Origin of the sequence: Streptomyces doebereineriae (assembly GCF_031845645.1) — a bacterium.
Classification (GTDB): domain Bacteria; phylum Actinomycetota; class Actinomycetes; order Streptomycetales; family Streptomycetaceae; genus Streptomyces; species Streptomyces canus.
On the sequence record NZ_JAVREZ010000001.1, the window covers coordinates 293,524 to 316,085 of the forward strand.

17 protein-coding genes and 1 pseudogene are annotated in these 22,562 nt (G+C 71.4%); 6 read left to right on the top strand and 12 right to left on the bottom strand.

Going from position 1 to position 22,562, the window contains the following annotated elements; all coding sequences use genetic code 11:
* Positions 1-7: 7 nt before the first annotated feature.
* Together RNB18_RS01440 and RNB18_RS01445 are read right to left on the bottom strand one after the other, a co-directional pair.
* Positions 8-1,000: an FAD binding domain-containing protein gene (locus RNB18_RS01440; protein WP_311712277.1), complete on the bottom strand. Its 993-nt coding sequence runs from the start codon at positions 998-1,000 to the stop codon at positions 8-10.
* A complete protein-coding gene (locus RNB18_RS01445) occupies positions 997-1,536 on the bottom strand; it encodes a (2Fe-2S)-binding protein (RefSeq protein WP_311712990.1) in 540 nt (179 codons plus the stop codon). Before RNB18_RS01445 ends, RNB18_RS01440 begins: the two co-directional genes overlap by 4 nt.
* Positions 1,537-1,647: 111 nt before the next feature.
* Between RNB18_RS01445 and RNB18_RS01450 the strand changes: the two genes are divergently transcribed.
* The gene (locus RNB18_RS01450; protein WP_311712278.1) at positions 1,648-2,307 is read left to right on the top strand and encodes a maleylpyruvate isomerase N-terminal domain-containing protein; all 660 of its coding nucleotides are present in this window, start codon (positions 1,648-1,650) and stop codon (positions 2,305-2,307) included.
* 9 nt (positions 2,308-2,316) lie between these two features.
* Here RNB18_RS01450 and RNB18_RS01455 read toward each other — a convergent pair whose 3' ends face one another.
* Positions 2,317-3,429 carry a hypothetical protein gene (locus RNB18_RS01455; RefSeq protein ID WP_311712279.1) on the bottom strand — a complete coding sequence of 371 codons (1,113 nt, stop codon included), beginning with the start codon at positions 3,427-3,429 and terminating at the stop codon, positions 2,317-2,319.
* 341 nt (positions 3,430-3,770) lie between these two features.
* Between RNB18_RS01455 and RNB18_RS01460 the strand changes: the two genes are divergently transcribed.
* Positions 3,771-4,151 carry a PadR family transcriptional regulator gene (locus RNB18_RS01460; RefSeq protein WP_311712991.1) on the top strand — a complete coding sequence of 127 codons (381 nt, stop codon included), beginning with the start codon at positions 3,771-3,773 and terminating at the stop codon, positions 4,149-4,151.
* A complete protein-coding gene (locus tag RNB18_RS01465; protein ID WP_311712280.1) occupies positions 4,148-5,152 on the top strand; it encodes a hypothetical protein in 1,005 nt (334 codons plus the stop codon). The genes RNB18_RS01460 and RNB18_RS01465 overlap by 4 nt, the downstream gene beginning before the upstream one ends.
* Here the strand turns inward: RNB18_RS01465 and RNB18_RS01470 are convergent.
* From RNB18_RS01470 to RNB18_RS01480, 3 genes are all read right to left on the bottom strand, one after another.
* Positions 5,136-5,630: a lamin tail domain-containing protein gene (locus RNB18_RS01470; RefSeq protein WP_311712281.1), complete on the bottom strand. Its 495-nt coding sequence runs from the start codon at positions 5,628-5,630 to the stop codon at positions 5,136-5,138. The two genes, RNB18_RS01465 and RNB18_RS01470, sit on opposite strands and share 17 nt — an antisense overlap.
* Before the next feature lie 83 nt (positions 5,631-5,713).
* Positions 5,714-7,090, bottom strand: a complete 1,377-nt coding sequence (locus RNB18_RS01475) for a glycoside hydrolase family 43 protein (protein WP_311712282.1) — start codon at positions 7,088-7,090, stop codon at positions 5,714-5,716.
* Between the two features lie 167 nt (positions 7,091-7,257).
* A complete protein-coding gene (locus tag RNB18_RS01480) occupies positions 7,258-8,598 on the bottom strand; it encodes a jacalin-like lectin (protein ID WP_311712283.1) in 1,341 nt (446 codons plus the stop codon).
* A 285-nt stretch (positions 8,599-8,883) separates the two neighbouring features.
* Here RNB18_RS01480 and RNB18_RS01485 point away from each other — a divergent pair, with 285 nt between their 5' ends.
* Complete coding sequence (locus RNB18_RS01485; RefSeq protein WP_311712284.1) at positions 8,884-9,789, top strand: peptidoglycan-binding domain-containing protein; 906 nt, start codon at positions 8,884-8,886, stop codon at positions 9,787-9,789.
* Positions 9,790-9,799: 10 nt separating this feature from the next.
* Here RNB18_RS01485 and RNB18_RS01490 read toward each other — a convergent pair whose 3' ends face one another.
* On the bottom strand, positions 9,800-11,185 hold the full coding sequence (locus tag RNB18_RS01490) for an alpha/beta hydrolase family protein (protein ID WP_311712992.1): 1,386 nt from the start codon (positions 11,183-11,185) through the stop codon (positions 9,800-9,802).
* A 157-nt stretch (positions 11,186-11,342) separates the two neighbouring features.
* On the opposite strand from RNB18_RS01490, the gene RNB18_RS01495 reads away from it, so the two are divergent.
* A complete protein-coding gene (locus RNB18_RS01495; RefSeq protein WP_311712285.1) occupies positions 11,343-12,320 on the top strand; it encodes an ABC transporter substrate-binding protein in 978 nt (325 codons plus the stop codon).
* A gap of 6 nt (positions 12,321-12,326) precedes the next feature.
* On the opposite strand, the pseudogene RNB18_RS01500 reads toward RNB18_RS01495, so the two are convergent.
* The 5 genes and pseudogenes from RNB18_RS01500 to RNB18_RS01520 form a co-directional block, all read right to left on the bottom strand.
* A pseudogene (locus tag RNB18_RS01500) lies at positions 12,327-12,686 on the bottom strand (MarR family winged helix-turn-helix transcriptional regulator); the annotation flags it as partial.
* Positions 12,687-12,772: 86 nt separating this feature from the next.
* Entirely contained in the window at positions 12,773-13,930 is a 1,158-nt protein-coding gene (locus tag RNB18_RS01505; protein ID WP_311712286.1) for an FAD-dependent oxidoreductase, read from the bottom strand.
* 145 nt (positions 13,931-14,075) lie between these two features.
* Positions 14,076-15,440: an FAD-dependent oxidoreductase gene (locus tag RNB18_RS01510; protein WP_311712287.1), complete on the bottom strand. Its 1,365-nt coding sequence runs from the start codon at positions 15,438-15,440 to the stop codon at positions 14,076-14,078.
* A gap of 133 nt (positions 15,441-15,573) precedes the next feature.
* On the bottom strand, positions 15,574-18,366 hold the full coding sequence (locus RNB18_RS01515) for a SpoIIE family protein phosphatase (protein WP_311712288.1): 2,793 nt from the start codon (positions 18,364-18,366) through the stop codon (positions 15,574-15,576).
* A gap of 227 nt (positions 18,367-18,593) precedes the next feature.
* On the bottom strand, positions 18,594-21,269 hold the full coding sequence (locus RNB18_RS01520; protein ID WP_311712289.1) for a SpoIIE family protein phosphatase: 2,676 nt from the start codon (positions 21,267-21,269) through the stop codon (positions 18,594-18,596).
* A 272-nt stretch (positions 21,270-21,541) separates the two neighbouring features.
* On the opposite strand from RNB18_RS01520, the gene RNB18_RS01525 reads away from it, so the two are divergent.
* Positions 21,542-22,513 (top strand): GNAT family N-acetyltransferase, encoded by a 972-nt coding sequence (locus tag RNB18_RS01525; RefSeq protein ID WP_311712290.1) that lies wholly within the window; start codon positions 21,542-21,544, stop codon positions 22,511-22,513.
* Positions 22,514-22,562 lie beyond the last annotated feature (49 nt).

Genomic DNA, 22,562 nt, shown 5'->3' on the forward strand with positions numbered 1-22,562 from the left:
GTCCTCCTCAGGTCCGGGCGGCGGCGCTGAGCCGGGTCATGACGTCCAGGGCGAGCGAGCGCGCCAGGGGCAGCTTGTAGGCGTTGTCCCGCAACGGCTCGGCGGCGGAGAGTTCCAGGTCGACCGCGTGCTCGAACGCGGCCGCCGTGGGCGCGGCGCCCACCAGCGCCTGCTCGGCCCGTCGCGCCCGCCACGGCCGGTGCGCCAGCGCGCCGAAGGCGATCCCGGCATGGTCGACCACCCCGTCCGTCACCCGCAGCACGGCGGCCACCGAGGCGAGGGCGAAGGCGTACGACGCCCGGTCCCTGGCCTTGCGATAGGCGGACGGCAGTCCGGCTGAGGCCGCCGGCAGCAGCACTCCGGTGACGAGTTCGCCGGTGCGGATCTCGGTGTCCCGCTCCGGGTGTTCCCCCGGCAGGCGGTGGAATTCGGCCACGGGCATGCTCCGGGCGCCCTCGGTGCCGTACAACTCGACGCGGGCGTCCAGCGCGGCGAGCGCGACGGCCATGTCCGAGGGGTGGGTGGCGATGCAGTGCGGGGAGTGCCCGAGCACCGCGTGGTCCCGGTGCACACCCTCCCGAGCGCCGCAACCACTGCCCGGCGACCGCTTGTTGCAGGGTTTGGAGACGTCCTGGAAGTAGGGGCAGCGGGTGCGCTGGAGCAGGTTGCCGCCCGTGGTGGCCGCGTTGCGCAGCTGCCCCGAGGCGCCCGCGAGCAGGGCCTGGGAGAGTGCGGGGTAACGGGCGCGGACGGCCGGATGGGCCGCCAGGTCGCTGTTGCGGACCGTGGCGCCGACGCGCAGCGAACCGTCCTGGAGCTCCTGGACCTCGTCGAGGGGGAGGCGGCTGACGTCGACGAGCAGGTCAGGCCGTTCGACGCCGAGCTTCATCAGGTCGACCAGGTTGGTGCCGCCGCCGAGGTAGCGGGCGCCGGGGCGGCCGGCGAAGAGCTCGGCCGCCTCTTCGGGGGTGGTGGCCCGTACGTAGTCGAAGGTTTTCACCGGATCACGTCCTCGACCGCGTCGACGATGCGTGGATACGCGCCGCAGCGGCACAGGTTGCCGCTGAGCCGCTCGCTGATCTCGTCCCGGTCCAGCGGTACGGGACCTCCGGCCGGCGTCTCGCCGGTGACGCGCGAGGGATGGCCCGCCGCGGCCTCGTCGATCATGCCGAGCGCCGAGCAGAGCTGGCCGGGGGTGCAGTAGCCGCACTGGAAGGCGTCGCGGTCGAGGAAGGCCTGTTGCAGGGGGTGCAGTTCCTCCCCGTCGCCGCCGAGGCCCTCGACGGTCCGGACCTCGCTGCCGTCCAGGGCGACCGCGAGCAGCAGACAGCTGTTGACCCGGCGCCCGTCCACCAGGACCGTGCAGGCGCCGCACTGTCCGTGGTCGCAGCCCTTCCTGGCACCCCACAGGTCCAGATCCTCGCGCAGGACGTCGAGCAGGACGCGCCGGTGGTCCACGAGGAGGGTGTGGGGTTTGCCGTTGACCGTGAGCGTCGTCTCCGAGCAGGTGGCGTTGTCGCTGTTCTCGCCGCTCATGTTGACGGTGACCTTCCGGACGGGCCGAGGTGCTGTCCCCACCGCGTATCCACAGCGGGCCCTCCGACACCTCCCGGCACCCAGGGAATTGGGCCCGCCTAGGCTGGCGCCATGAACGCAGACGTCTTGCGCGCCGCCTACGAGGCCTTCGCGGTCGTCGTACGCCCCCTCGGGGACGAGGAGTCCTGGCGGCCCACCGGCTGCGCGGGCTGGGCGGTGCGCGACCTGGTCTTCCACTGTGCCGGGGACGCCCAGCGGGCCCTGGTCGCCCTGCACACGCCCGCGGCCGGACCGCCCGACCGGGACGCCGTGACCTACTGGCGGGACTGGGCGCCGGACCCCGCCGGCGCGGCGAACGGACGGCGCTGGAACCGGGTGAGCGCGAGCATGTTCCTCGACTTCCGCCAGCTGCGCGACCTGTACCTGGAGACCACAGCGGCCACCGTGAACGCCGCCGCGGACGCCCGGCCGGATCTGCGGGTCGCCACTCAGGGCCGTGTGCTGAAGGCCGGGGACCTCATGCTCACCCTCGCCGTCGAGGCCACCGTCCACCACCTAGACCTCGTCACCGACCTGCCGGAGGCCGTCGGACCGTCCCCGGCGGGCCTGGCCGCGGTGCGCGCCACCCTCGACGGTCTCCTCGGCCGGCCTGTTCCGCTCGACTGGAGCGACGAGCACTACGCCCGTGCCGCCACCGGACGCACGCCGCTCACGGACCGTGAACGCCTCGTCCTCGGGGCCGACGCGGACCGCTTCCCGCTGTTCAGCTGAGCTGTCTCTTCAGCCGATCTGCTGGTCCGAGTCCTCGTCGCGGGCCGCGGGCTTCAAGGTGCCCTTCCAGCGCCCGAACGTCCGTGACAGCTGCTGCAACGGCGAGGTGGCCTCCGGATCCGTACGGGGCTCCGGTGCCGGGGCGTTCTCGCGGTAGATGGCCAGTGCCTCGTTCGCCCGCTCGGCGGCCTCCCGGTACAGGTCCCGGGACTTCGTCATGGCCTCCAGTGCGTCGGCGTACATCGTCACGAGCGCCCGCTCGCGTGCGAGTTCTTCCTCCAGCGTCAGCAGCTGCCACTGCTCCCGCAGGGCGGTCACGGCCGCCCAGGCGTCGTCCGGCAGCGGCTTGGGCATCATGGCGTAGCGCGTCACGGTCGCGATGAGCTCGGTGGGCTCCGAGCCGTCGAGGAACACACTGCGTACGGAGAAGTCCTGGCCGTCGTAGCCGGGCGGCAGCGGCGTCCCGGGCAGCACCACGGCACCGCCGCGCGGCACCTCCACGCCGAATTCCTTCACTGCCCAGTTGAGGACCCGCAGCTGGTGCGGCTGCGCCCGGTGCTCGACCACGCGGTGGCGCAGACCGGGCGGCACCATGTCCGCCAGCGGGCGCCGGCCCCGCTGGTCGGTGGTCATGGCCTCGTGGACGACGACATGCACGGCCCAGCTGCCCCGCACGGCCTGCCGGAGCAGTCGCCGTACGTCCTTGTCCTCCTCGGGCAGCACACTCAGGTCCCTCAGGCGCAGCCCCGTGGCGGCGTCACGGTCCCAGAAGACGTCCCCGCCGTCGGGCCAGAACATGGTCGCGGGCGACGGCCACCGCAGATCCCACGGCTGCTCCGCCTCGGCCGCCAGCACCCACTCCTGTCCGCCGCTCGACACGGGGGCGAGGGAGAGCCGGGCCCGGACGGTCACGTCGTCGGCGACCCGCCAGCGGGCCTCGAAGATCCGCTGCGGGTCGTCCCCGGTCCCGGACGGCTCCTGGAAGTCGTCGAGGGCCGCGCTCTCCTTCAGTCGCTCCAGGTTGTGGCGCAGGCCGTCGGCCGCGTCGGATCCGAGATGGCGGCCGCGGGCCAGCCAGACGGTGGAAGGTGCCGTGGGGTCTGCCGTGCGAGTGCTTGACATGGGTCCATCTGTGAGAAGGAGTGGTGCGTGCCGGGGCCAAGTATCGTCGCCGCCGACCCGTACGGACCAGGCGGGTCCGGCAGGCGGACGTGTTTGGTGTGCGGTGTCCCGCCGACACATGATCTGCCCCGCGCACACGGGGCGCACACGCTCCACACCGAGCAACCGCGCTTCACTCGTGCCCGGTTCGGGACCCCGCACGCCAAAATGACCTCCCGAACAGGGCCCGCCCACCATCCGCATTGGGGCGGGCCCTGTTCGCCGCTCCCACCCGATCGTGCGTTTCGGCTCGCTGAATATATCGGGAGCCGATATATTCATGTTCCATGGCATCGAGGAACATGACACAGGCGGCGTTCTTCGTTCTGACCGCCCTCGCCGATCAGCCGCGGCACGGCTACGGCATCCTGCGCGAGGTCGAGGAACTGTCCGAGGGGGCCGTACAGATGCGCGTCGGCACCCTCTACGGCGTACTGGACCGGCTCACCGCCGACGCACTGATCGTGCTGGACCGCGAGGAGGTGCAGCAGGGCCGGCTCCGGCGCTACTACCGCCTCACCGACGAGGGCACCGCGGCCCTGGACGCCGAGGCGGAGCGGCTGGCCGCCGGAGCGAGCGCCGCGAAGAAGCGCATCGCCGAGGGACGGCGTACCCCCGGCAGTGCTCCTGGAACGACCGGCACGCCCGCCACGGGCCACGGACTCGCCGGAGGTCTGGCATGACGACGCTGCTCGAGGCCCGTTACCGCGCCGTCCTGCGCCTGCTGCCCGCCTACTACCGGCGCGAGCGTGAGGAGGAGATGGTCGAGACCTACCTCTGGGACGTCGACCAGGAGACCCAGGACCAGAGCCGGCCCACCCTCGGCGAGGTGGCGAGCATCGTCGCGCTGGCCGTGCGCAGCAGGCTCGGCGCGGGCGGCGTGCCCCGCCGCTACGCCGTGCTCGGTTCGGCCGTCCGTCTCTTCGCGCTCTTCGCCGTCCTGCTGCAGGCGGCGTCCGCCGTGGTCGACCGGGTTCTGGGACTGACCTGGGCGTCGACCCGTGGCGGGAGCCAATGGGACATGTTCACGGACGGCTTCACCGGTCACGGCGTGTGGGCCGGTACCGTCGCGGCCGCCCAGTGGTTCCTGCCGCTGATGTGGACGGTCGCCTACTTCGCCCTTCTGTGCGACCGCCGCCGTCTCGCCCAGGCCTCCGCGCTCGTGGCGGCCCTGCCGGCGCTCTTGCCGCTGGTCGATCTCTGGGCCCGCGATTTCGCCCCCTCGGACTCCGCCTACGTCGCCGCGGCCGCCGTGCTGGCCTGGTCGTCGGCGCTGGCACTCTGCGCGGCCCATCACCGCGACGCGCCCCCGGCGGCTCTTCCCGCGGGCGCGCCCGGCATGGTCTTCGCCGCCTGCTGTGTGCTGATGGGCGGCTCCGTGGTGGCCCTGCCCGGCGGGGTCGACACGGTCTGGGCGCTCGTCACGTGCTACCTCGTGACGGCCCTGGCCTGGCTGCTGTACCGCGCGCGGGGCGAGAGCCGCGTCCCCGCCGAAGAGGCCGCCGCCCTCGCGGCACTGGGTCTGCTCCTCCTGGCGGTCCGGATCACCGCGGTCTACCCGTGGCTCGACGTCCTGCCCGGGGCGCTGCGCGTGGGTGTCCTGACCCAGGCGGCGGCGCTGGTCGCACTGACCGCCGCGCTGGGCGTGGTGAGCGGACGCGACCTGCTCAGCCGTGGTACGTGATGTACCCGTTGCCGTCCCGGTCGTTGGCGCTCTTGGTGTACGCGTGGGTGTCGGCGTGCGCCCCCGAGGGCTTGTACAGGTAGATCGTGTCCTTGTCGTTGTTCCAGATGAAGTTGCAGTTGTTGCGGTAGACAACGTTGTTCGCGTCGGAGTCGGTACCGCGGCCGCCGCGCAGCTTCACGTAGTCGCCGGGCTGGAGCGTGTGGTTCTTCATGAACGTGAACTTGTTGCTGCTGGTGGAGTCCCTGACGACGTACCCCTTGAGGTTCACCGTCGCGGTCCGCGAGTAGTTCTTGATCGTCAGGTACTCCTCGTCGGTGTTGCCGGTGGCGCAGTTGTTGGAGTCCCTGCCGGGGGCGTCGTACTGGACGCCCTTGATCTTCAGTGCCGACGAGTACTCGGCGGCGTGGGCCGGGACCGCGGCCAGCATGGTCAGCGCACCTGCGGCCGCGACCACGGCTATGTGTCCTCTGCGCATGGAAAAGCCCCCCTGTGAAGGTCTCGTGAAGAAGACCTGGAGCGTATACAACGCTGAGCACCAAGGGGGGCTTTTCGGTTGAATCAGTAACCTACTCGGAATGTGGCGTCCTGCTTCTCGGTGGTGGTGGAGACGGGGTCGATGCGCAGGACGTAGTTGGAGTGGCGGATGTAGCGGGTCGGGTTGTTGTACGACCGGAAGGAGGCCCAGCTCGTGTCCGCGAGGCCCGCCGTGCGGTAGAAGGTCGCGTCACCGGCGAACGTCGACGTGCCGTCGTTGACGTCGAGTCGGAGGGCGTAGTCGTAGTGCCGCAGGTAGCGGTCGGGGTAGTTGACCGACCGGAACGAGACGCCGGAGCTGTCGGCGAGGCCCGGGACGAGGGTCCACAGGGAGTCCTTGTACGGCTCGACCGGGTACTCGTCGATGCGGCCCACGTAGTCGGAGTGGCGGACGTAACGGGCCGGGTAGTTGTAGGACTTGAGCCGGTTCCAGGCCGGGGCGCCCCACTTGGTGAGCAGGTTGTTGTACTCGGCCGTGGTGATCGTCGCGATGCCGCAGTGCTTGGAGTTGACCGGCTGGGTGTAGGTCTTCTGGTCGAGGGCGGTCCAGGTGCCGGAGGCGAGACTGCTCGACTGCCAGGCGTAGAAGACGCCGTTGGGCGTGTAGGTGTCTCCCCAGAGCCACCAGGTGCCGGAACTGAGGGACTTGACCACGGTGGGGGCTTCGGTGCCGCCGTGGGCCACACCCGCGCTGTACTCGGTGAAGCTGCCGGGGTTCAGGGTGGTGGATCTGGCGCTCACCAGGGTCTGGCTCTTCTTGAAGAAGAGGTAGTTGTAGCCGTTCACGCCCACGGCCATGTCGCCGTCGATGACGTCGTAGCCGGGGTCGAAGAAGACCTGCGGGGCCGAGGCGGTGACGAAGTCGCTGGTGTAGTTGACCATGATCACGTTGTGGCCGCTGGAGTTGACCGAGGAGTAGATCACCGCGTACTGGCCGCGCCCCGCGTCCCAGAACGCCTCGGGCGCCCAGCTGTGGGTCGTCATGTCGTGCAGCTTCAGGCGCCGGTAGCCGGTGAAGGTGCGCAGGTCGGCGGAGTCCCAGACGTGGATGTACTGGCTGTTGTAGCTCCAGTCGGTGCCCTTGAGGTCGGTGGCGAGCACCACGAACGTGCCGTCCTGCTTGCGCATGAGGAACGGGTCGCGCAGGCCCAGGGCGCCAGCGGTGGGGGTGACCAGGGGGTTGTTCTGGTTGAGCGGCGTCCAGTTCAGCCCGTCGGGGCTGACGGCGAGGTGCAGGCCGTAGTCGGTGCCGTCGCCGAGGTTGGTCGACTCGGTGAAGTACACCATCGCGTACGCCGAGTCGGCGGCGTGCGCGGTGCCCGCGCCGAGCGTCAGGGCGAGCGGCACGGCGGCCGTCATGCCCAGGAGGCCGCGGCGGGACAGGTGGGGGTTTGCGCTCATCTTGCTCTCCAAGGTGGCGTGCGGGGGCACCTCAATGACCGGTATTTCGAACGGAGTTCGGCAAATCGATCAGAAAGTAGGGCCTGGCCATGAGCGCGTCAATCGTCCTGCCACTCTTTTGTGATTCCTGTGCACCCGGGGCGCGGGAGCGCCCCGGGTGAGTGGGGTCAGCGTTGGGTGTAGATGAAGCCGACCTTGTCGACCTCGTCGCCGCCACGGCCGTGGAACCCGGCGATCTGCCAGCCGGTCGGCGCGGTGCGGGTCACGCAGTCGGAGGTGGTGGTGCCGCCGGTCAGGGTGCGGCCGAGGTTGGTGGTGAACCTGGCGTAGAAGATCCGTGTGTGGCCGTCCTTCTCGGCCTGGCACAGGTTCGCCGTGGTCACGTACTCGCCGCTGCCGAGCGTGAGGGAGGACGCGGTGCCGCCGGTGCCACCGTGGGTGAGGGTGGTGCCGTTCGACAGGGTCAGGCTCAGCTGGTCGATGCGGGAGCCCGCCCGCAGGGCGAGGGTGGTGGCGCGGGCGCCGGCGGGGACGCTGTTGATGTCGTTGTAGTAGTCGCCGTGCGGACCGCCGTACTGGTCGCTGAGCTGGTAGGCGGCGTTGCGTGACCAACTGAAGCCCACGCTGATCGGGTCGTGGTCGGAGAGCATCAGCCCGGCGTCCGTGAGGAACTTGGCGTGCTCGTTGTTGTACGAGGTGGCATTCAGCGAGACGAGTTTGCTGCTGCGGTAGAGGACCTTGTCGACGACCTCGCAGGTGTTGGGGACGGTGGTGCCCGTCTGGTCGCAGACCAGGGCGTCGCTGCCCTTGGCGGGCGGGGTGCCGCCGCGGATGAGCTGGACCCAGGGGTCGGTGAGGCCGTTGGCGGCGGCGAACTCGGCGATGGTGTCGCCGGAGCGCGTGTAGCGGGTGTTGGTGTCGCCCATGACGACGACCGCGTTGCCGGCGGAGTGGGTCTGGATGAAGGCGGTCAGCTGGCTGAGGTTGTCGGCGCGGGAGGCGAGGTCGCCGTCGTTGGTGCCCGCGTTGGTGTGCAGGTTGTAGAAGTCGACGTAGATGCCCTCGGCGAGGCGCTCGCGCATGAAGGTGAAGCCCTTGGGGGTCAGGCAGTCGCCCGAGTCCACCTGGCAGGAGTTCCAGCGCACCCGCTCGAAGTCGTCCCCGTCGTACGGGATCTTCGAGAGGGTGTTGAGGCCGCTGCCGATGCCGGCGCCGCCGCTGGTGGGGGTGCGGTAGGCGTGGTTCGTGTCGCCCGCGTAGAGGTAGGCGTGATAGTTGAAGTCCTCTTCCACGTGGACGATGTCGTAGGGCGCTATGCGCTGGCCGATCGCCGTCGTGCTCGACTCGCGGGGTGTCGACGCGCTGGAGATGGCCTCGGGCAGGCCGGCCACGTTGTAGCTGAGGACGCTGAAGCTGCCCGAGTCGGCGGCCGTGGCGGAGGGGGCGGCCGCGGTGAGTCCACCGAGGACGGCGGTGGTCGCCGCCAGAGCAGCGAAGAGTCTGCGCATGGGGAGTGTCTCCTGACGGAGTGGCGCGGGTGAATGGAGCGAGCGGGACAGAAGTTACCGCCGGTTACCCCATGTTGTCGCGGTCTCGCGTGCCTCTTTGCCGCCAAGTCCTTGGCTCCTGACCGGCTGTTGGGGCCCTGTGCCCGCCATCGTTCATCTCGCCTTCACGCGCGATGGCTGAATCTCGGCCCTGCGGATGCCGTGGCTCCAGATCGATAGGAGTTGTGGAATTTCCGCATGGCATATCTGTCTACGATATGAAGATCGTAGGGAGAGGGAACGCGCGTGAGTGAACCACCAGTCCTCGTCTGCCCGGAGTGCGGGGCGCCCAGGGCGGCGGACGGCACTCCCTCCTGCACCTGCGCGCACCGCGCCTCTGAGGCCCACCTCGAATCCCGTACGGCCGAGGCGGCAGCAGCGGAGGACTTCGACCCGGTGCGCATACGGCCCTTCGTGGAGGTCGGCGAGGAACCGGCGGACCCGGCCGGCCAGCTGCAACCGACAGGCCTGACAGGGGACTTGAGTGAGGTCACCGAGGCCGGGACGGACCCGGGACACGAGCCTCTTCGGCAGCCGTCCGTGGAGCCCCCGGCCGATGGCACGCCGGACCGTCGGAGGCGGCGGACGGTCATCGTCGCCGGGGCGGGAGCGGCCGCCGCCGTCCTGGTCACGGGTGGCTTCGTCGGCGGGTTCTTCACCTACGACGGCCCTTCACGGAACGGTTCCGTGGCCGGCGGCGTGCGCGCGGGTGTACCGGAGTCGCAGCCCTCGTCGAGCGGCCCGTCCGCCACCCCTTCTTCTCCTACGGCCACCTCGGCGCAGTCGTCCCGGCCGCCCTCCTCCTCGCCGAGCGCGGAGGCCGGCGACAGCGCGTCCCCGACGGGCACCGCCACCCCGACCGGGATCCCGTCGAGCGCGGCCGCCACCGCCACGGTGGCCCCGGGCCCGACCGCGTCGAGCGGCCGGCCCCCTGTCCTCGGCCTCGGCGACCAGGGGCCCGAGGTCGTCGAACTCCAGCTCCGCCTCCGGCAGGTCGGCATGTACGACGGGGAAGCCGACGGCGACTTCGACGAGCAGGTCGAGAGTGCGGTGCGCACCTACCAGGTCACCCGCTTCGTCCTTCAGGACGAGTCCGGCGTGTACGGCAAGGCGACGCGCGCTTCACTCGAGTCCGAGACCTCGGAGCCGTGACCGCCGACGGCTAGTTCCGGCGGCCGTCGGAAGGGTGCGCCCGGTCGTAGGGGCGGGGGTAACTGGCGGGGGAGTAGGGGAGATAGCGGGCCGGAGACCCCGGATCGGCTTCGGTGGCACGTGAGTTGAGTGCGGCAGGGTCGCTGCCTGCCCAGTGGCCGGTCGTGATCCGGTCCTCCAGCGCGTGCAGGGCGGCGATCTGCTCGCCGGGGCTGAAGGTGCAGTGGCCCGCGTTGTCGACATAGCGCTGGCGCAGCAGGGGTGCCGAGCCTGCGGTCGTGGCGGCCCGGCGGTAGGCGCTCTCGGACTGCACCGGGATCAGCGCGTCGCCAGTGGTGTGGATGTTGAGCTGGGGCTTGCTGAGACGGCCGGTGAAGGAGCTGGTACGGCGCATCCAGTCGACGGCGTTCGCGTCGGCGCGGGTGCGCGGAGCCTTGTCGAGAGTGTTGAGGTCGGACTTCAGGGAGAGGCCGGCCTTCGCATACAGCTCCTTGACCTCTTTGAGGTAGGGGGAGTTGCGGAGCATCGCGTGGTGGTCGACCCCGGTGTTCCACGACATGTTGCCGCCCGCCCGGGACTCGGCCTCCTGGCGCCAGACGAAGGCGGGGAACTTCACCAGCCCGACGACGGCCTGGTACTGGCCGGACTGCTGGGCGTCCCAGTCGGTGGGCACGGGCCGTGGCTGTGAGGGGTCGTTCCAGCCGGGGATGTTGTGCAGGGCCGCGGCGAGCGCGATGCGGGCCCGGCCGTCGGCGGTCTGCTGCGCCTCGGTGAGGACGGCGGCCATGGCGTCGGAAGCCTGGGTCGCGGCGGCCGGGCTCGGCAGTCCGGTCAGCCGGATCCCGGAGCCGGGTGCGAGGAGCGTCTTCAGTGCGAAGACCGGGTCCAGCGTGCTGTTCCAGTTGGCGACGCCGCCCTGGACGAGCCCGCACATCGACAGCGAACCGGCGAGACGGTGCGCGTGGCGCTCCGCGAGGGCGGTCGTGACGAGGCCGCCGTAGGACGTGCCCCAGGCGATGGTGCGCCCGGCGCGTCCGAAGCGGGCGGTGAAGGTGTCGAGGGTGGCGAGCTGGTCGGGCACGGCCTCGGTCACGGCCCAGCCGGTGGTGGCGTACGAGGACCCGATGAGGGCGTAACCCTGGTTCAGCAGCAGCGCCTTCGTGGTGTCGTCGGGTGCGTTGCGTGCCGCGTTGGGGACGCCGGACGGCGTGTAGCCGTGGCTGTAGAGGAGGACTGTGCCGTTCCAGCCGGCCGGCACATCCATGAGGTAGGTCGCGCCGGACGGCAGGCGGCCCTCGACATGGACGTCCTCGGCGGCGTGGGCGGTCGGGGTGAGGGGGGCGGCGAGCAGCAGTGCTGCGACGGCGACGAGCGTACGGGTGCGGATGCGGTGCATCACGAGACGTGGGCTCCTTGGGGGCAGTCCGTATTTTTCCTGCGGTCGGGGGGACTGACACCGGCGAAACTAGGCGTGTACATTGCGGGCGTCAATGATGTGCACAACATCAGTCGACGGGTCGTGAGGCGTTCTGTCGCCTCGTCAGGAGGGCCCCATGCAAAGGCGTGTGCTCGGACTTGCCGTTGCGGTGGTGACCCTCGCGGGTGCCGCCGGATGCGGATCGTCGGACTCCGGAAGCGGCGGCACGTCGTCCGCGGGCGGAGCGAAGAAGACCCAGGTCACAGTCGGTGTCATCCCCATCGTCGACGTGGCGCCGCTCTATCTCGGGCAGAAGAAGGGGTTCTTCGCCAGTCGCGGGATCGAGCTGAAGATGGTGACCGCGCAGGGCGGTGCGGCGATCATTCCCGGAGTGGTGAGCGGCCAGTTCCAGTTCGGCTTCAGCAACACCACGTCCCTGATGCTCGCGCAGACCAAGGGCGTCCCCGTGAAGTCCGTGGTCAACGGGGCTGCTTCCAACGGCAAGGTGGGGGCCGACGTCACCGGTGTCCTGGTGAAGAAGGACAGCCCGGTGAAGTCCGCGAAGGACCTGGCCGGACGCTCGGTCGCCGTGAACACCCTCCAGAACATCGGGGACACCACGGTCCGTGAGTCGGTGCGCGAGGACGGCGGCGACCCCGCGAAGGTGAAGTTCGTCGAGATCCCCTTCGACCAGATGCCGGCCGCGCTGGACGGCGGTCGTGTGGACGCCGCGTGGATGGGCGAGCCGGCCCAGACGGTCGCCAAGGCGCAGGGCGCCCGGGTCATCGCCTCGCCCTTCGCCGAGACCGACCCGAAGCTCACGGTCGCGACCTGGTTCACCTCGTCGAAGATCGCGCAGCAGAACCCCGACCTGGTGAGGAAGTTCACCGAGGCCATGACGGAGTCGCTGAAGTACGCCACCGGCCACCCGGAGGAGGCCCGGCAGATCCTCACCGTCTACACCAAGATCAGCGGCGACGTGCTGACCAAGCTCATCCTCCCGAGCTGGCCGCCCCAGGTCGACACGGCCTCACTGGAGAAGCTCGCCGCCCTCGGTGAGGAGGACGGCATCTTCGGCGGCAAGAAGCCGGACATCCAGGCGCTGTTCTCCTGAGGGTGGTCAGGCCTTGGGGCACCGCCCGCTCCGCCGCGGAGCGGGCTCGGCGCCGCCCAGCAGTTCGCGGCGACGCTCCTCGCCCTCATCGGTGAGCCTGAGCAGGACGAGCCGCCCGTCGGTGGGGTGCCCGGCCCGGCTCAGCAGCCCACGCGACTCCAGGGTCCGCGAGACTCCGGTGAGCGTGCCCTTGGAGATCCCGGCCTCCTCCGCCACGTGCCGGGTCTCCGACTCGCCCCACACCCGGACGACCCACAGCACGACGAACGCGGTCCAGGTCAGGTCGGAACCGCGCAGCACGGAGTTCTCCAGGTGCTGGCGCACCGCGGACGCGGCCCGGTAGATGTTCGGCACGGCCGCCAGTCGGGCACAGGTCGTTCGGGCTCAAATTCCAGAGGGGTCGGCCGCGGGCAGGGGTGCCGTGTCCCGGGGACGTCGGCCCCTCGCAATCGCTAGCCCCTCTCCACCTGCCGCTCGGCCCAGAGGTCCCCACCCCATTCCAGGAGCCGGGCGAGGTCCTCGTCGGAGGGGCGGGCGGCGGCCGAGGGGGTGGGGGTGCCCCGGGAGATGCTGCCGCTGACGGTGATGTTGTGCTCCACGCGCGGGCGGCGGAGCGTCTCGTAGAGGGTGAGTGCGGCGTCCGTGTCCGGCGCGTCCCGCAGGGACTTGGCGAGGACCACGGCGTCCTCCAGGGCCATCGAGGCGCCCTGGCCGGTCGCGGGGGAGGCCGCGTGGGCGGCGTCGCCGATGAGCAGGGTCCGCCCGGAGCGCCACGGGGTGCCGGTGGGGATCTCGGTGGCATGGGTGACCATGAGGTCGTCGCCGGTGGCCGCGACGAGGTCGGCGGCCGGGGTGGTGTCCTTGCGCAGCAGCGGCAGCAGCACGTCGCGCCAGTGTGCGGGCGTGCCCTGCGCCAACTCCTCGGCGGGCAGCGGGTCTCCGGTCACCCGGGCGAACCAGTACGTCTCCCCGTCGGGCGACACCGCGTAGCCGAAGGCGGCCACGCTGCCGCGGACCATGGTGATGCACGCGTCCGGGCCGGGAGGAGACGCGGCGCGTGTGTAGCCGTAGAAGACGTACTGGCCGGCGTAGAAGGGCTGCGTCCCGGGTGAGATCGATTGTCGTACGGCGGAGTTCAGGCCGTCGGCGCCGATCAGCAGGTCGCCGGTCGCGGTGGTGCCGTCGGTGAAATGCGCCGTGACGCCGTCGGTACCGTCCTCGACGGAGGCGAGCCGTGCGCCGTGCCGGACGGTGATGCCCCGGCGCGCGGCCTCGGCCTGGAGCGCGGTGTTGAGGTCGCCGCGGCGCAGGCACCGGTAGCGCAGAAGTGGGTCGGAGGCCTCGCCCATGGGCGCGTGCGCCAACTCGGTGCCTGTGTCGTCCATGACCCGCAGCGAGGTCAGCGGGAAGCCGACCGCCGTCACCGCCGCGGAGGCGTCCAACTGGGCCAGGGCGCGCATGCCGTTGCTCGCCAGGGTGAGGAACGCGCCGATGTCCTCGGCCGAGTCCGGATGGGCCTCGTGCACGGCGGCCTCGAAGCCCGCCTTGTGCAGCGCCAGAGCCGCCGCCGTACCGGCGATGCCGCCGCCGATGACCAGTACGCGTGCCACACCCGCCCCGTTCGTCCCGCGTCAGCCCGCACGGTGGTACGGACACGGAAGGAACGACCGGACGGCGGCGAGGGTTCCGTGAACAGCACGACGCCGGTCGTTCCGCAGCCTCGCAGGCTGCGGAACGACCGGCGTCGCGTGCGAATCAGGCGCCGCTCTCGCGCAGCATGTCCTCGCGCTCGACGAGCTTCACGCGCGCGCGGCCCTGCGGCTCGCCCAGCGCCTTCTCGGCGGCGTCCAGCTTGTACCAGCCCTCCCAGGTGGTGAAGCGCACGCCACGCTCACCGAGGAACGCGTCCACGGCCTCCGGCTCGGGCGAACCCGGGGTCTGCAGACGGTGGTTCGCGAAGTCGTCCAGGAGGTTCGAGACCGTCTCGTTGGCGTCGCCCTTGGTGTGGCCGATCAGGCCCACCGGGCCGCGCCGGATCCAGCCGGTGACGTACGTCGACTGCAGGTGCTCGCCGCTCTCCTGCATGACCCGGCCGCCCTCGTCCGGAACCGTGCCCGAGTCGATGTCCCAGGGCAGCTTGGGCAGCTTGTCGGAGAGGTAGCCGACGGCGCGGTAGACCGCGGTGACGTCCCAGTCCTTGAACTCGCCGGTGCCCTTGACGTTTCCGGTGCCGTCGAGGGCGGTGCGCTCGGTGCGCAGACCGACGACCTTGCCGTCCGCACCGAGGATCTCGGTGGGCGACTCGAAGAAGTGCAGGAACAGCTTGTGCGGACGGTCGCCGACGTCGCGGATCGCCCAGTTCTCCAGGGTCTTGGCGACCATGTCGGCCTGCTTGTTGCCGCGCCGGGTCTCGATCGAGCCCTCGTCGTAGTCGATGTCCTCGGGGTCGACGATGACCTCGATGTTGGGGGAGTGGTCCAGCTCGCGCAGTTCCATCGGGGAGAACTTCGCCTGCGCCGGGCCACGGCGGCCGAAGACGTGGACCTCCAGCGCCTTGTTGGCCTTGAGGCCTTCGTGGACGTTCGGCGGGATCTCCGTCGGGAGCAGCTCCTCCGCCGTCTTGGCCAGAACGCGTGCCACGTCGAGCGCGACGTTGCCGACGCCGAGGACGGCGACCTTCTCGGCCTCCAGGGGCCAGGTGCGCGGTACGTCCGGGTGGCCGTCGTACCAGGAGACGAAGTCGGCGGCGCCGTACGAGCCGTCGAGCTCGATGCCCGGTATGCGCAGCTCGCGGTCGGCGGTCGCGCCCGTGGAGAAGATCACGGCGTCGTAGAACGCGCGCAGGTCGTCCAGGTTGATGTCGGTCGGGTAGTCGACGTTGCCGAAGAGGCGGATCTGCGGCTTGTCGAGCACCTGGTGCAGGGCCGTGATGATGCCCTTGATCCGGGGGTGGTCGGGCGCCACTCCGTAACGGATCAGTCCGAACGGGGCCGGCATCCGCTCGAAGAGGTCGATGGAGACACCGGGTCCGGTGGCCACATCGGACTTGAGCAGCGCGTCGGCGGCGTAGATCCCGGCGGGGCCGGCTCCGACGATGGCTACCCGCAGGGGGCGGGGCATGATCAGGTTCCCTTCGAGCGGTGACAGATCAACTCGAGGGAAGCCTAAGCTAAGGCAAGCCTAAGTCGGTACGCGGGTCCGGTCTATGGGCTCATAAGATCACCTTATGAGTGGCGAAGGCCCTCAAACCGGTTCAGGGCAGCGGCTGTTCGGCCCAGATGACCTTGCCCGCCGGGGTGTACCGGGTGCCCCAGCGGTCGCTGAGCTGGGCGACGAGGAACAGACCGCGGCCGCCCTCGTCGGTCATCGCCGCGTACCGCAGATGCGGTGACGTGCTGCTGCTGTCGAAGACCTCGCAGATCAGGGTGCGGTCGTACAGCACGCGCACATGGATGGGGTCGCCGCCGTAGCGGATGGCGTTGGTGACGAGCTCGCTCAGGATCAGCTCCGTGGTGAACGCCAGCTCGTCCAGGTCCCAGCGGGCGAGCTGCCGGGACACCGCCGCCCGGACGTCCGAGACGGCCGCCGGGTCGGCCGGGACCTGCCACTCGGCGATCCGGTCGGCGGCGAGCGCCTGGGTGCGGGCCACGATCAGCGCGACGTCGTCGCTGGCGCGGGCCGGCGGCCGCGCGTCCAGTACCGCCCGGCAGGTGTCCTCGGGCGAGGGTCCCGCCTGCTCCAAGGCCGTGCGGAGCAGCTCCAGGCCGACGTCGATGTCGCGCTCGCGGTCCTCCACGAGTCCGTCCGTGTAGAGCACCAGCCGGCTGCCCTCGGCGAGCTCCAGATCGGCCGTCTCGAACGGCAGGCCGCCGAGGCCGAGCGGAGGACCGGCGGGCACGTCGGGGTACTCGACGCTGCCGTCGGGATGGATGAGGGCGGGCGGCGGATGGCCGGCCCGGGCGATCGTGCACAGCCGGGAGACCGGGTCGTAGACGGCGTACAGACAGGTCGCGCCGGTGACGGGGGAGTTGCCGCTCTCCTCCGCCTCGTCCTGGTCGATCCGGGCGACCAACTCGTCGAGCAGCGCGAGCAGTTCGTCGGGCGGCAGGTCGAGCGCGGAGAAGTTGTGCACCGCCGTGCGCAGCCGCCCCATCGTGGCCGCGGCGTGCAGCCCGTGCCCCACGACGTCGCCGACCACGAGCGCGACCCGCGCACCGGACAGCGGCAGTACGTCGAACCAGTCGCCGCCCACCCCGGCCTGCGCGGGCAGGTACTTGTAGGCGATGTCCAGGGCGTCCTGCTCGGGCAGCCGGCGCGGCAGCAGACTGCGCTGGAGGGTCACCGCCATGGTGTGCTCGCGGGTGTAGCGGCGGGCGTTGTCGATGGAGACCGCGGCCCGGGTGACGAGCTCCTCGGCGAGGGCGACCTCGTCGGTGTCGAAGGGCTGGGGCTTGTCCGAGCGCCAGAAGCTGACGGTGCCCAGGACGAGATCGCCGACCCGCAGGGGGACGGCGATCAGCGAGTGGACGCCGTACTCGATGACCTGGGCGGAGCGCTCCAGGTCCTGCGCGCGCCACCCGGTGGCCTCGGCGAGACGCGGTTCCAGGACGGCTCGGCCGCTGCTGATACCGCGGGCCTGGGGGGCGGAGTCGACCAGGGGAATCCGCTCGCCGACCTTGTACAGCGGGGCGTCCTCACGGATCCCGCTGAGCGCGGTGCGGCGCAGGGCGGTCGCCGCCTCCGGCTGGCCGCCGCTGAGCACCGCGTCGAACAGGTCGACGGTGGCGAAGTCCGCGAACCGCGGCACGGAGAGCTCGGCCAGTTCCTCGGCGGTGCGGGTGACGTCCAGGCTCGTCCCGATGCCCACCGTGGCGTCGTACAGCAGGTCGAGGCGCTCGCGGGCCGCCTCGGCGCGCCCGGACAGGGCGCGCAGCTCGGTCGAGTCGCGCAGGGTGGCGACGCTGCCCGGTGGGCCGCCCTGGATGTCGGTGGAGCGCTGATTGACCGCCAGCAACCGGTCCTTGACCCGGTGCACCTCGTCGGTGGCGACCCGCCCGGAGGCCAGCAGCCCGGCGGTGTCGGCCGGCAGAGAGAGGTCCAGGACATGCCGGCCCTCGGCGTCGGCGGGCAGGTCGAGCAACCGGTGGGCCTCGTCGTTGGCGAGCAGCAGCCGCCCCTCGCCGCCGACGATGAGCACGCCCTCCCGTACGGCGTGCAGGACCGCGTCGTGATGTTCGTACATGCGGGTCATCTCGTGCGGACCCAGACCGTGCGTCTGGCGCAGCAGCCGTCTGCTGACCAGCGCGGTGCCGCCGGTGGCGAGGGCGAGTCCCACGGCGGCGGCCATCAGGAGCAGCGGCAACTGCTGGTTCGCGGTGCCGCCCACCTTCGCCGTGGTGATGCCGGCCGACACCAGGCCGACGACCTTCCCGTCGTCCGCCTTGACGGGGACGACGGCCTGCACGAGCGGTCCGATGGTTCCGGTGATGTCCTCGGTCACGACGCGCCCGGCCAGAGCGGGCTCGATGTTCCCGACGAACTTCTTCCCGATGCGGTCCTTCTTGGGGTGCGTGTAGCGGATGCCGTCGGTGTCCATGACGACGATGAAGTCCACGTCGGTCGCCCGGCGGGCCGCCTCGGCGCGCGGCTGGAGCACCGCCGACGGGTCGGGGGAGCTGAGGGCCTCCGCGGTGCCCGGTGCGTTGGCGAAGGCCTCGGCCACGGCCACGGATCGGTTGCGGGCCTCCACCGTGCTGTCGTGCCGCACCTGGAGCACCAGCGCCACCACCGCGGCCACGACCAGCAGCAGGACGATCACGACCTGCAGGACGAACACCTGTCCGGCCACGCTGCGTCCGCCGACCGCCGCCCGCATGGCTCCCGGCCGCCTCCGCGTCCGGGCCCCGTCGCGCTCCACCCGCGTGGGCGAACTGCCCCTGGGCGGGCCCTCGTGCCGGTCGTGAGCGCCGTCGGGTGTCTGCGGGGAGCGGGGGCCGCCGGGGCGACGGGCCGACCCGCCCCCGGAGCGGCCCAGGAGTCGGACCATGTGCCCATGTCTACACTGCCGCGCCCCAGGAGGCGAGGGGCGTCACACGGTGTGACAAAACAGCCACAGACCCTCCTCAGTGCGGTCCGGTCGGGGGTGCGGTGCGCCGGGTGGCGAGCAGTAGGGCGATGTCGTCCGGCGGTTGGGGGCGTGCCGGGTGGTTGCCGCTGCCGCGTTCCGGTAGGCGGGGGCGTCACGTGGTGTGACGGGACGGCGATGGGCTCTTCTCAGTTTGGTCCGGTCGGGGGTGCGGTGCGGCGGGTGGCGAGCAGCAGGGCGATGTCGTCCGGGCGGTCGAGGGCGTGCCGGGCGGTCGCCGTGAGCTTGTCCGCCACGCCTGCCAGGAACCGCCCGCCCGGCCGGGCCGCCGGAGCGCCGGCCTTCGCCAGGGCCACCCGCAGTGCGGTGATCCCCTCGTCGATGTCGCTGCCGGGCCGTTCCACCAGCCCGTCCGTGTAGAGCGCCAGGATCGCGCCGGGTTCCATCTGGAGCTCGGTCACCGGATAGCGGGCCCTCGGGTCCACGCCGAGGACGACGCCGCCGGGCAGGTCCAGGACCCGGGTGCGGCCGTCGGGGCTGCGCAGCAGGGGCGGCGGATGGCCGGCGCGGGCGGCCCTGGCCACCCCGGTGGCGGGGTCGAGCCGGATGTAGCAGCAGCTGGCGAACAGACCGGGATCGAGGTCGGTGAGGAGATGGTTGGTGCTGCTCATGACCTCGTCCGGCGGCCGGTCACCGAGCGCGAACGCCCTGACCGCGCTGCGCAGCTGGCCCATGGTGGCCGCCGCCTGCACGCCATGCCCCTGGACGTCCCCGATGACCAGGGCCAGGCCGTCACCGGACTCGACGACGTCGTACCAGTCCCCGCCGACCTCCATCCCCGCGGTGCCCGGCAGATAGCGCCCGGTGGTCTCCAGCTGCGGGTGTGCCGCGAGGCGGCGGGGGAGGAGCGCCTGCTGCAGCCCCCGGGCGAGCGCGGTCTCCGACTCGTAGCGCTGTGCCTTCTCCATGGCGTGGGCGATGAGTCCGGCCAGCGCGGTGAGCACCGTGCGCTCCTCGGTGCTGAAGCTGCGCGGCCGGTCGAAGCCGAGGATGCAGGAGCCGACGGCCCGCCCGGAGGCGATCAGCGGCAGGAAGGCCCGGGCGCCCTCGGTCGCGTCCAGGGGGATCCCGGGGTAGGCGGCCGTCAGCTGCTCCATCGAGTCGAAGAACAGCGGGCGGCCGGTGGTGAGGGTCTCCACGCCGGGCAGGTGGGTGCTCAGGTCCACTCCGTCGAAGGGCGTCAGGAAGCCCTTGGGGAAGCCTGTCTCCCATTCCAGGTGGAGGTGCCGTTCCTGGAGGAGATAGATCGCGAGCCGACGGCCGCCGAACGCGGGCAGCAGCTCCCGCATCACCACCGCGGACACCTGCCGGGCGGTGCCCGCCTCGGTCAGGGCGATGGCCAGCGCGATCGGACGGTACAGGGGCGCGAGCGCGCTCATGCCCGTCTCCGGCAACTCGGCGGTCTCCTGCCCCTCGGGACTGTCCTTCACCCGGCTCGCCGGCCGGATCGTGCAGGTCAGCCGGTCCGGGCCGGGGTGCACGGACAGCGCGAGCCAGTCGCCTTCGTACGGCCGCTGGGCGGACTCGGCGTCCTGGGCCGACGGCGGTGGTCTGGTGTTCCGGGCGGACTGTGGGGGTTTGGTGTTCTGGGCGGGCAGGGGTGGCTCGGCGTCCTGAGCGGACTGCGGTGGCTCGGCGTCCCGAGCGGACCGCGGTGACCCGGCGCCCTGAGCAGGCGGCCCTGTCTCGGACTCCCCCGCGGACGGGCGTACGAGATGGAAGTGGACCGGGTCGGGTGTGAGCAGCGCCGCCCGCAGGTGGTCCTCGAAGTCGGGGCGGCGCAGCCAGGGCACGGACTCCCACAGGTCGCGGCCGACGAGCTCGGCGCGGGGACGGCCGAGGAGCTGGGCGGCGCGCGGATTGGCGTAGACGACCAGGCCCAGCCGGTCCACGCAGAACACACCGTCGGGCAGCAGGTCGGCCGCCGAGTCCGCGGTGGGGCCGGGGCCCGGGGCCACGACGACGCCCCGGACCGCGGGTGCGGCGGGCGGCTCGTAGGCGTTCCACAGGTCCAGCAGGCGCAGCGCGCCGTCCTCGGCCCGCAGATAGAGGGGCAGAGCGGGAGGGCGGCCGACGGCGGTGTCCCGCAGGGTGGCCAGAATGCGATGCGCATCGGTGGGGGCCACGGCCTCGGCGAACGCCTCGACGGTGCCGGGGAACTCACTGGGCGGCATGCCCAGGAGGGTGTGCAGGTCCTCGTCCAGGGTGATGGCGGCCGTCTCGGGGTCCCAGGTGAAGCGCCCGGCGCGTCCCAAGGACGTGGAGGCGGTCGGCGGCCGCAGACAGACGGGCTCGCCGTCCCAGGCGACCTGGTCCGGGTTCGCGACCTCCAGGCCCCGCAGCGCCGCGCCGAGTTCCTGGGCGAGGCGCACCACGCGGTCGTGCTCGGCCAGTACCTCGGCGGCGTCCGTGACGGCCGGGCGCAGCACGGTCAGCACACCGTAGGTCGTGGAACCGCCGACGACGGGCACATAGAGCGAGCCGAACTGGAACGGCAGTCCGGCGGCGAACTGCGGATAGCGGCGCATGGTCTCGGTGGCGTTCGGCAGGACCACCTGGACGCCGAGCCGGTAGGCGTCGGCGACGGGGAAGGGGCGATCGGCGTGCAGCCGCCACCAGGGGCGGAACAGCGGTCCGGGCAGCCCCGACAGGACGGCGAGCCGCAGCAGTCCGGGCGTGCGGGAGCGCAGATAGACCCCTCCGGCGTGGCCGCCGGCCGCACTGATCGCCTCCGTCGAAGCGTCGATCAGCAGCGCCGTCAGCCGCCCGGCCGTCGGGTGTGCGTCCTCGACGCTCCCAGTCATCGGCCCTACCTCGTCCGTGCGCCGTCCCGCGGGCGACACAGCAAGAATGCGCCACAGGGACACCGGCCCGCACCCGGGCGGCCCATATGTATACCTCGGTCACCCTGCTGGACACCATGGTGGTCGCCGGCGCCGGCCACTGCTGCGGTTCCCGCGGAACGGCAAGGCAGACCGGATGGGTCCTCGACCCTCGGGTATGTCACCGGACCGTTCGCCTCGCCTGCGGCGCACCTCCGTGGTGCGATGGAAAAGGGTGTCGGAGGGAGAGAGTGATGGTCCCACCAGCAGCGGAGCGCAAGAGTGACGCGGCCCCGGTATCAGTCCGCCCGCTGGGTGAGGCGGACCTGGATCGGGCCGACGAGATCTGCAGGGTCGCCTTCGGGACCTTCCTGGGGGCACCTGATCCGTTCGGGACCGTCGACTACGTCCGCACCCGCTGGGCGGCCGATCCACAGGCGGCGTTCGCGGCGACGGTCGAGGGCGAAGTGGTGGGATCGAACTTCGCCGCCAACTGGGGCAGCGTCGGGTTTTTCGGACCGCTGACCGTGCGTCCGGATCTGTGGGACCAGGGCATCGGCAGGCGTCTGATGGAGCCGGTCATGGACTGCTTCGACGCCTGGGGGAACCGCCACCTGGGCCTGTTCACCTTCTCGCACAGTCCCAAGCATCTTGAGCTCTACCGCCGCTACGGTTTCTGGCCCCGATTCCTCACAGCCATCATGAAGAAGCATGTCGCCGACGGTGCCGCAGTCCCCGGCCGGATGCTCTACGGCGACCTGCCCGCCGCCGAGCGGCCCGACGCACTGAGCCTCTGTCGCGCACTGACCGGAGCGGTGCACGAGGGCCTGAGCCTGGAACGCGAGATCGTGGCCGCGCACACGCAGGGACTCGGTGACACCATCCTGCTCCATGGCGCCGGCTCCGAGCTCGATGGCCTGGCCGTCTGTCACTGCGGAGCCGGGTCGGAGGCCGGCGAGGACGTGTGCTTCGTCAAATTCGGCGCCGTACGTCCTGGCCCGGAGGCCGGCGACCGGTTCGAGCGACTGCTCGACGCGTGCGAGTGGCTGGCCGCCGAGCGCGGGCTGGGGCAGCTGGACGCCGGCATGAACCTGGGCCGCCCGGATGCCTACCGGCGCATGATCGACCGCGGTTTCCGCACCTGGTTGCAGGGCGTGACCATGCACAGGCCCAACGAACCCGCGTACAGCCACCCCGACGCGTATGTGATCGACGACTGGCGCTGAGACCACCGCCGCGCTCGGCCTGCCAGGCCACGAGGTCGTTCCGCCTCGG

Excerpts from the sequence above, each read along its gene's own strand:
- RNB18_RS01470 (WP_311712281.1), bottom strand. The coding sequence starts at position 5,630 with ATGCGCAGAGGACACATAGCCGTGGTCGCGGCCGCAGGTGCGCTGACC.
- RNB18_RS01525 (WP_311712290.1), top strand. The coding sequence starts at position 21,542 with ATGGTCCCACCAGCAGCGGAGCGCAAGAGTGACGCGGCCCCGGTATCA.
- RNB18_RS01445 (WP_311712990.1), bottom strand. The coding sequence starts at position 1,536 with ATGAGCGGCGAGAACAGCGACAACGCCACCTGCTCGGAGACGACGCTC.
- RNB18_RS01490 (WP_311712992.1), bottom strand. The coding sequence starts at position 11,185 with ATGCACCGCATCCGCACCCGTACGCTCGTCGCCGTCGCAGCACTGCTG.
- RNB18_RS01460 (WP_311712991.1), top strand. The coding sequence starts at position 3,771 with ATGACACAGGCGGCGTTCTTCGTTCTGACCGCCCTCGCCGATCAGCCG.
- RNB18_RS01520 (WP_311712289.1), bottom strand. The coding sequence starts at position 21,269 with ATGACTGGGAGCGTCGAGGACGCACACCCGACGGCCGGGCGGCTGACG.
- RNB18_RS01475 (WP_311712282.1), bottom strand. The coding sequence starts at position 7,090 with ATGAGCGCAAACCCCCACCTGTCCCGCCGCGGCCTCCTGGGCATGACG.
- RNB18_RS01465 (WP_311712280.1), top strand. The coding sequence starts at position 4,148 with ATGACGACGCTGCTCGAGGCCCGTTACCGCGCCGTCCTGCGCCTGCTG.
- RNB18_RS01515 (WP_311712288.1), bottom strand. The coding sequence starts at position 18,366 with ATGGTCCGACTCCTGGGCCGCTCCGGGGGCGGGTCGGCCCGTCGCCCC.
- RNB18_RS01450 (WP_311712278.1), top strand. The coding sequence starts at position 1,648 with ATGAACGCAGACGTCTTGCGCGCCGCCTACGAGGCCTTCGCGGTCGTC.
- RNB18_RS01455 (WP_311712279.1), bottom strand. The coding sequence starts at position 3,429 with ATGTCAAGCACTCGCACGGCAGACCCCACGGCACCTTCCACCGTCTGG.
- RNB18_RS01510 (WP_311712287.1), bottom strand. The coding sequence starts at position 15,440 with ATGCCCCGCCCCCTGCGGGTAGCCATCGTCGGAGCCGGCCCCGCCGGG.
- RNB18_RS01480 (WP_311712283.1), bottom strand. The coding sequence starts at position 8,598 with ATGCGCAGACTCTTCGCTGCTCTGGCGGCGACCACCGCCGTCCTCGGT.
- RNB18_RS01495 (WP_311712285.1), top strand. The coding sequence starts at position 11,343 with ATGCAAAGGCGTGTGCTCGGACTTGCCGTTGCGGTGGTGACCCTCGCG.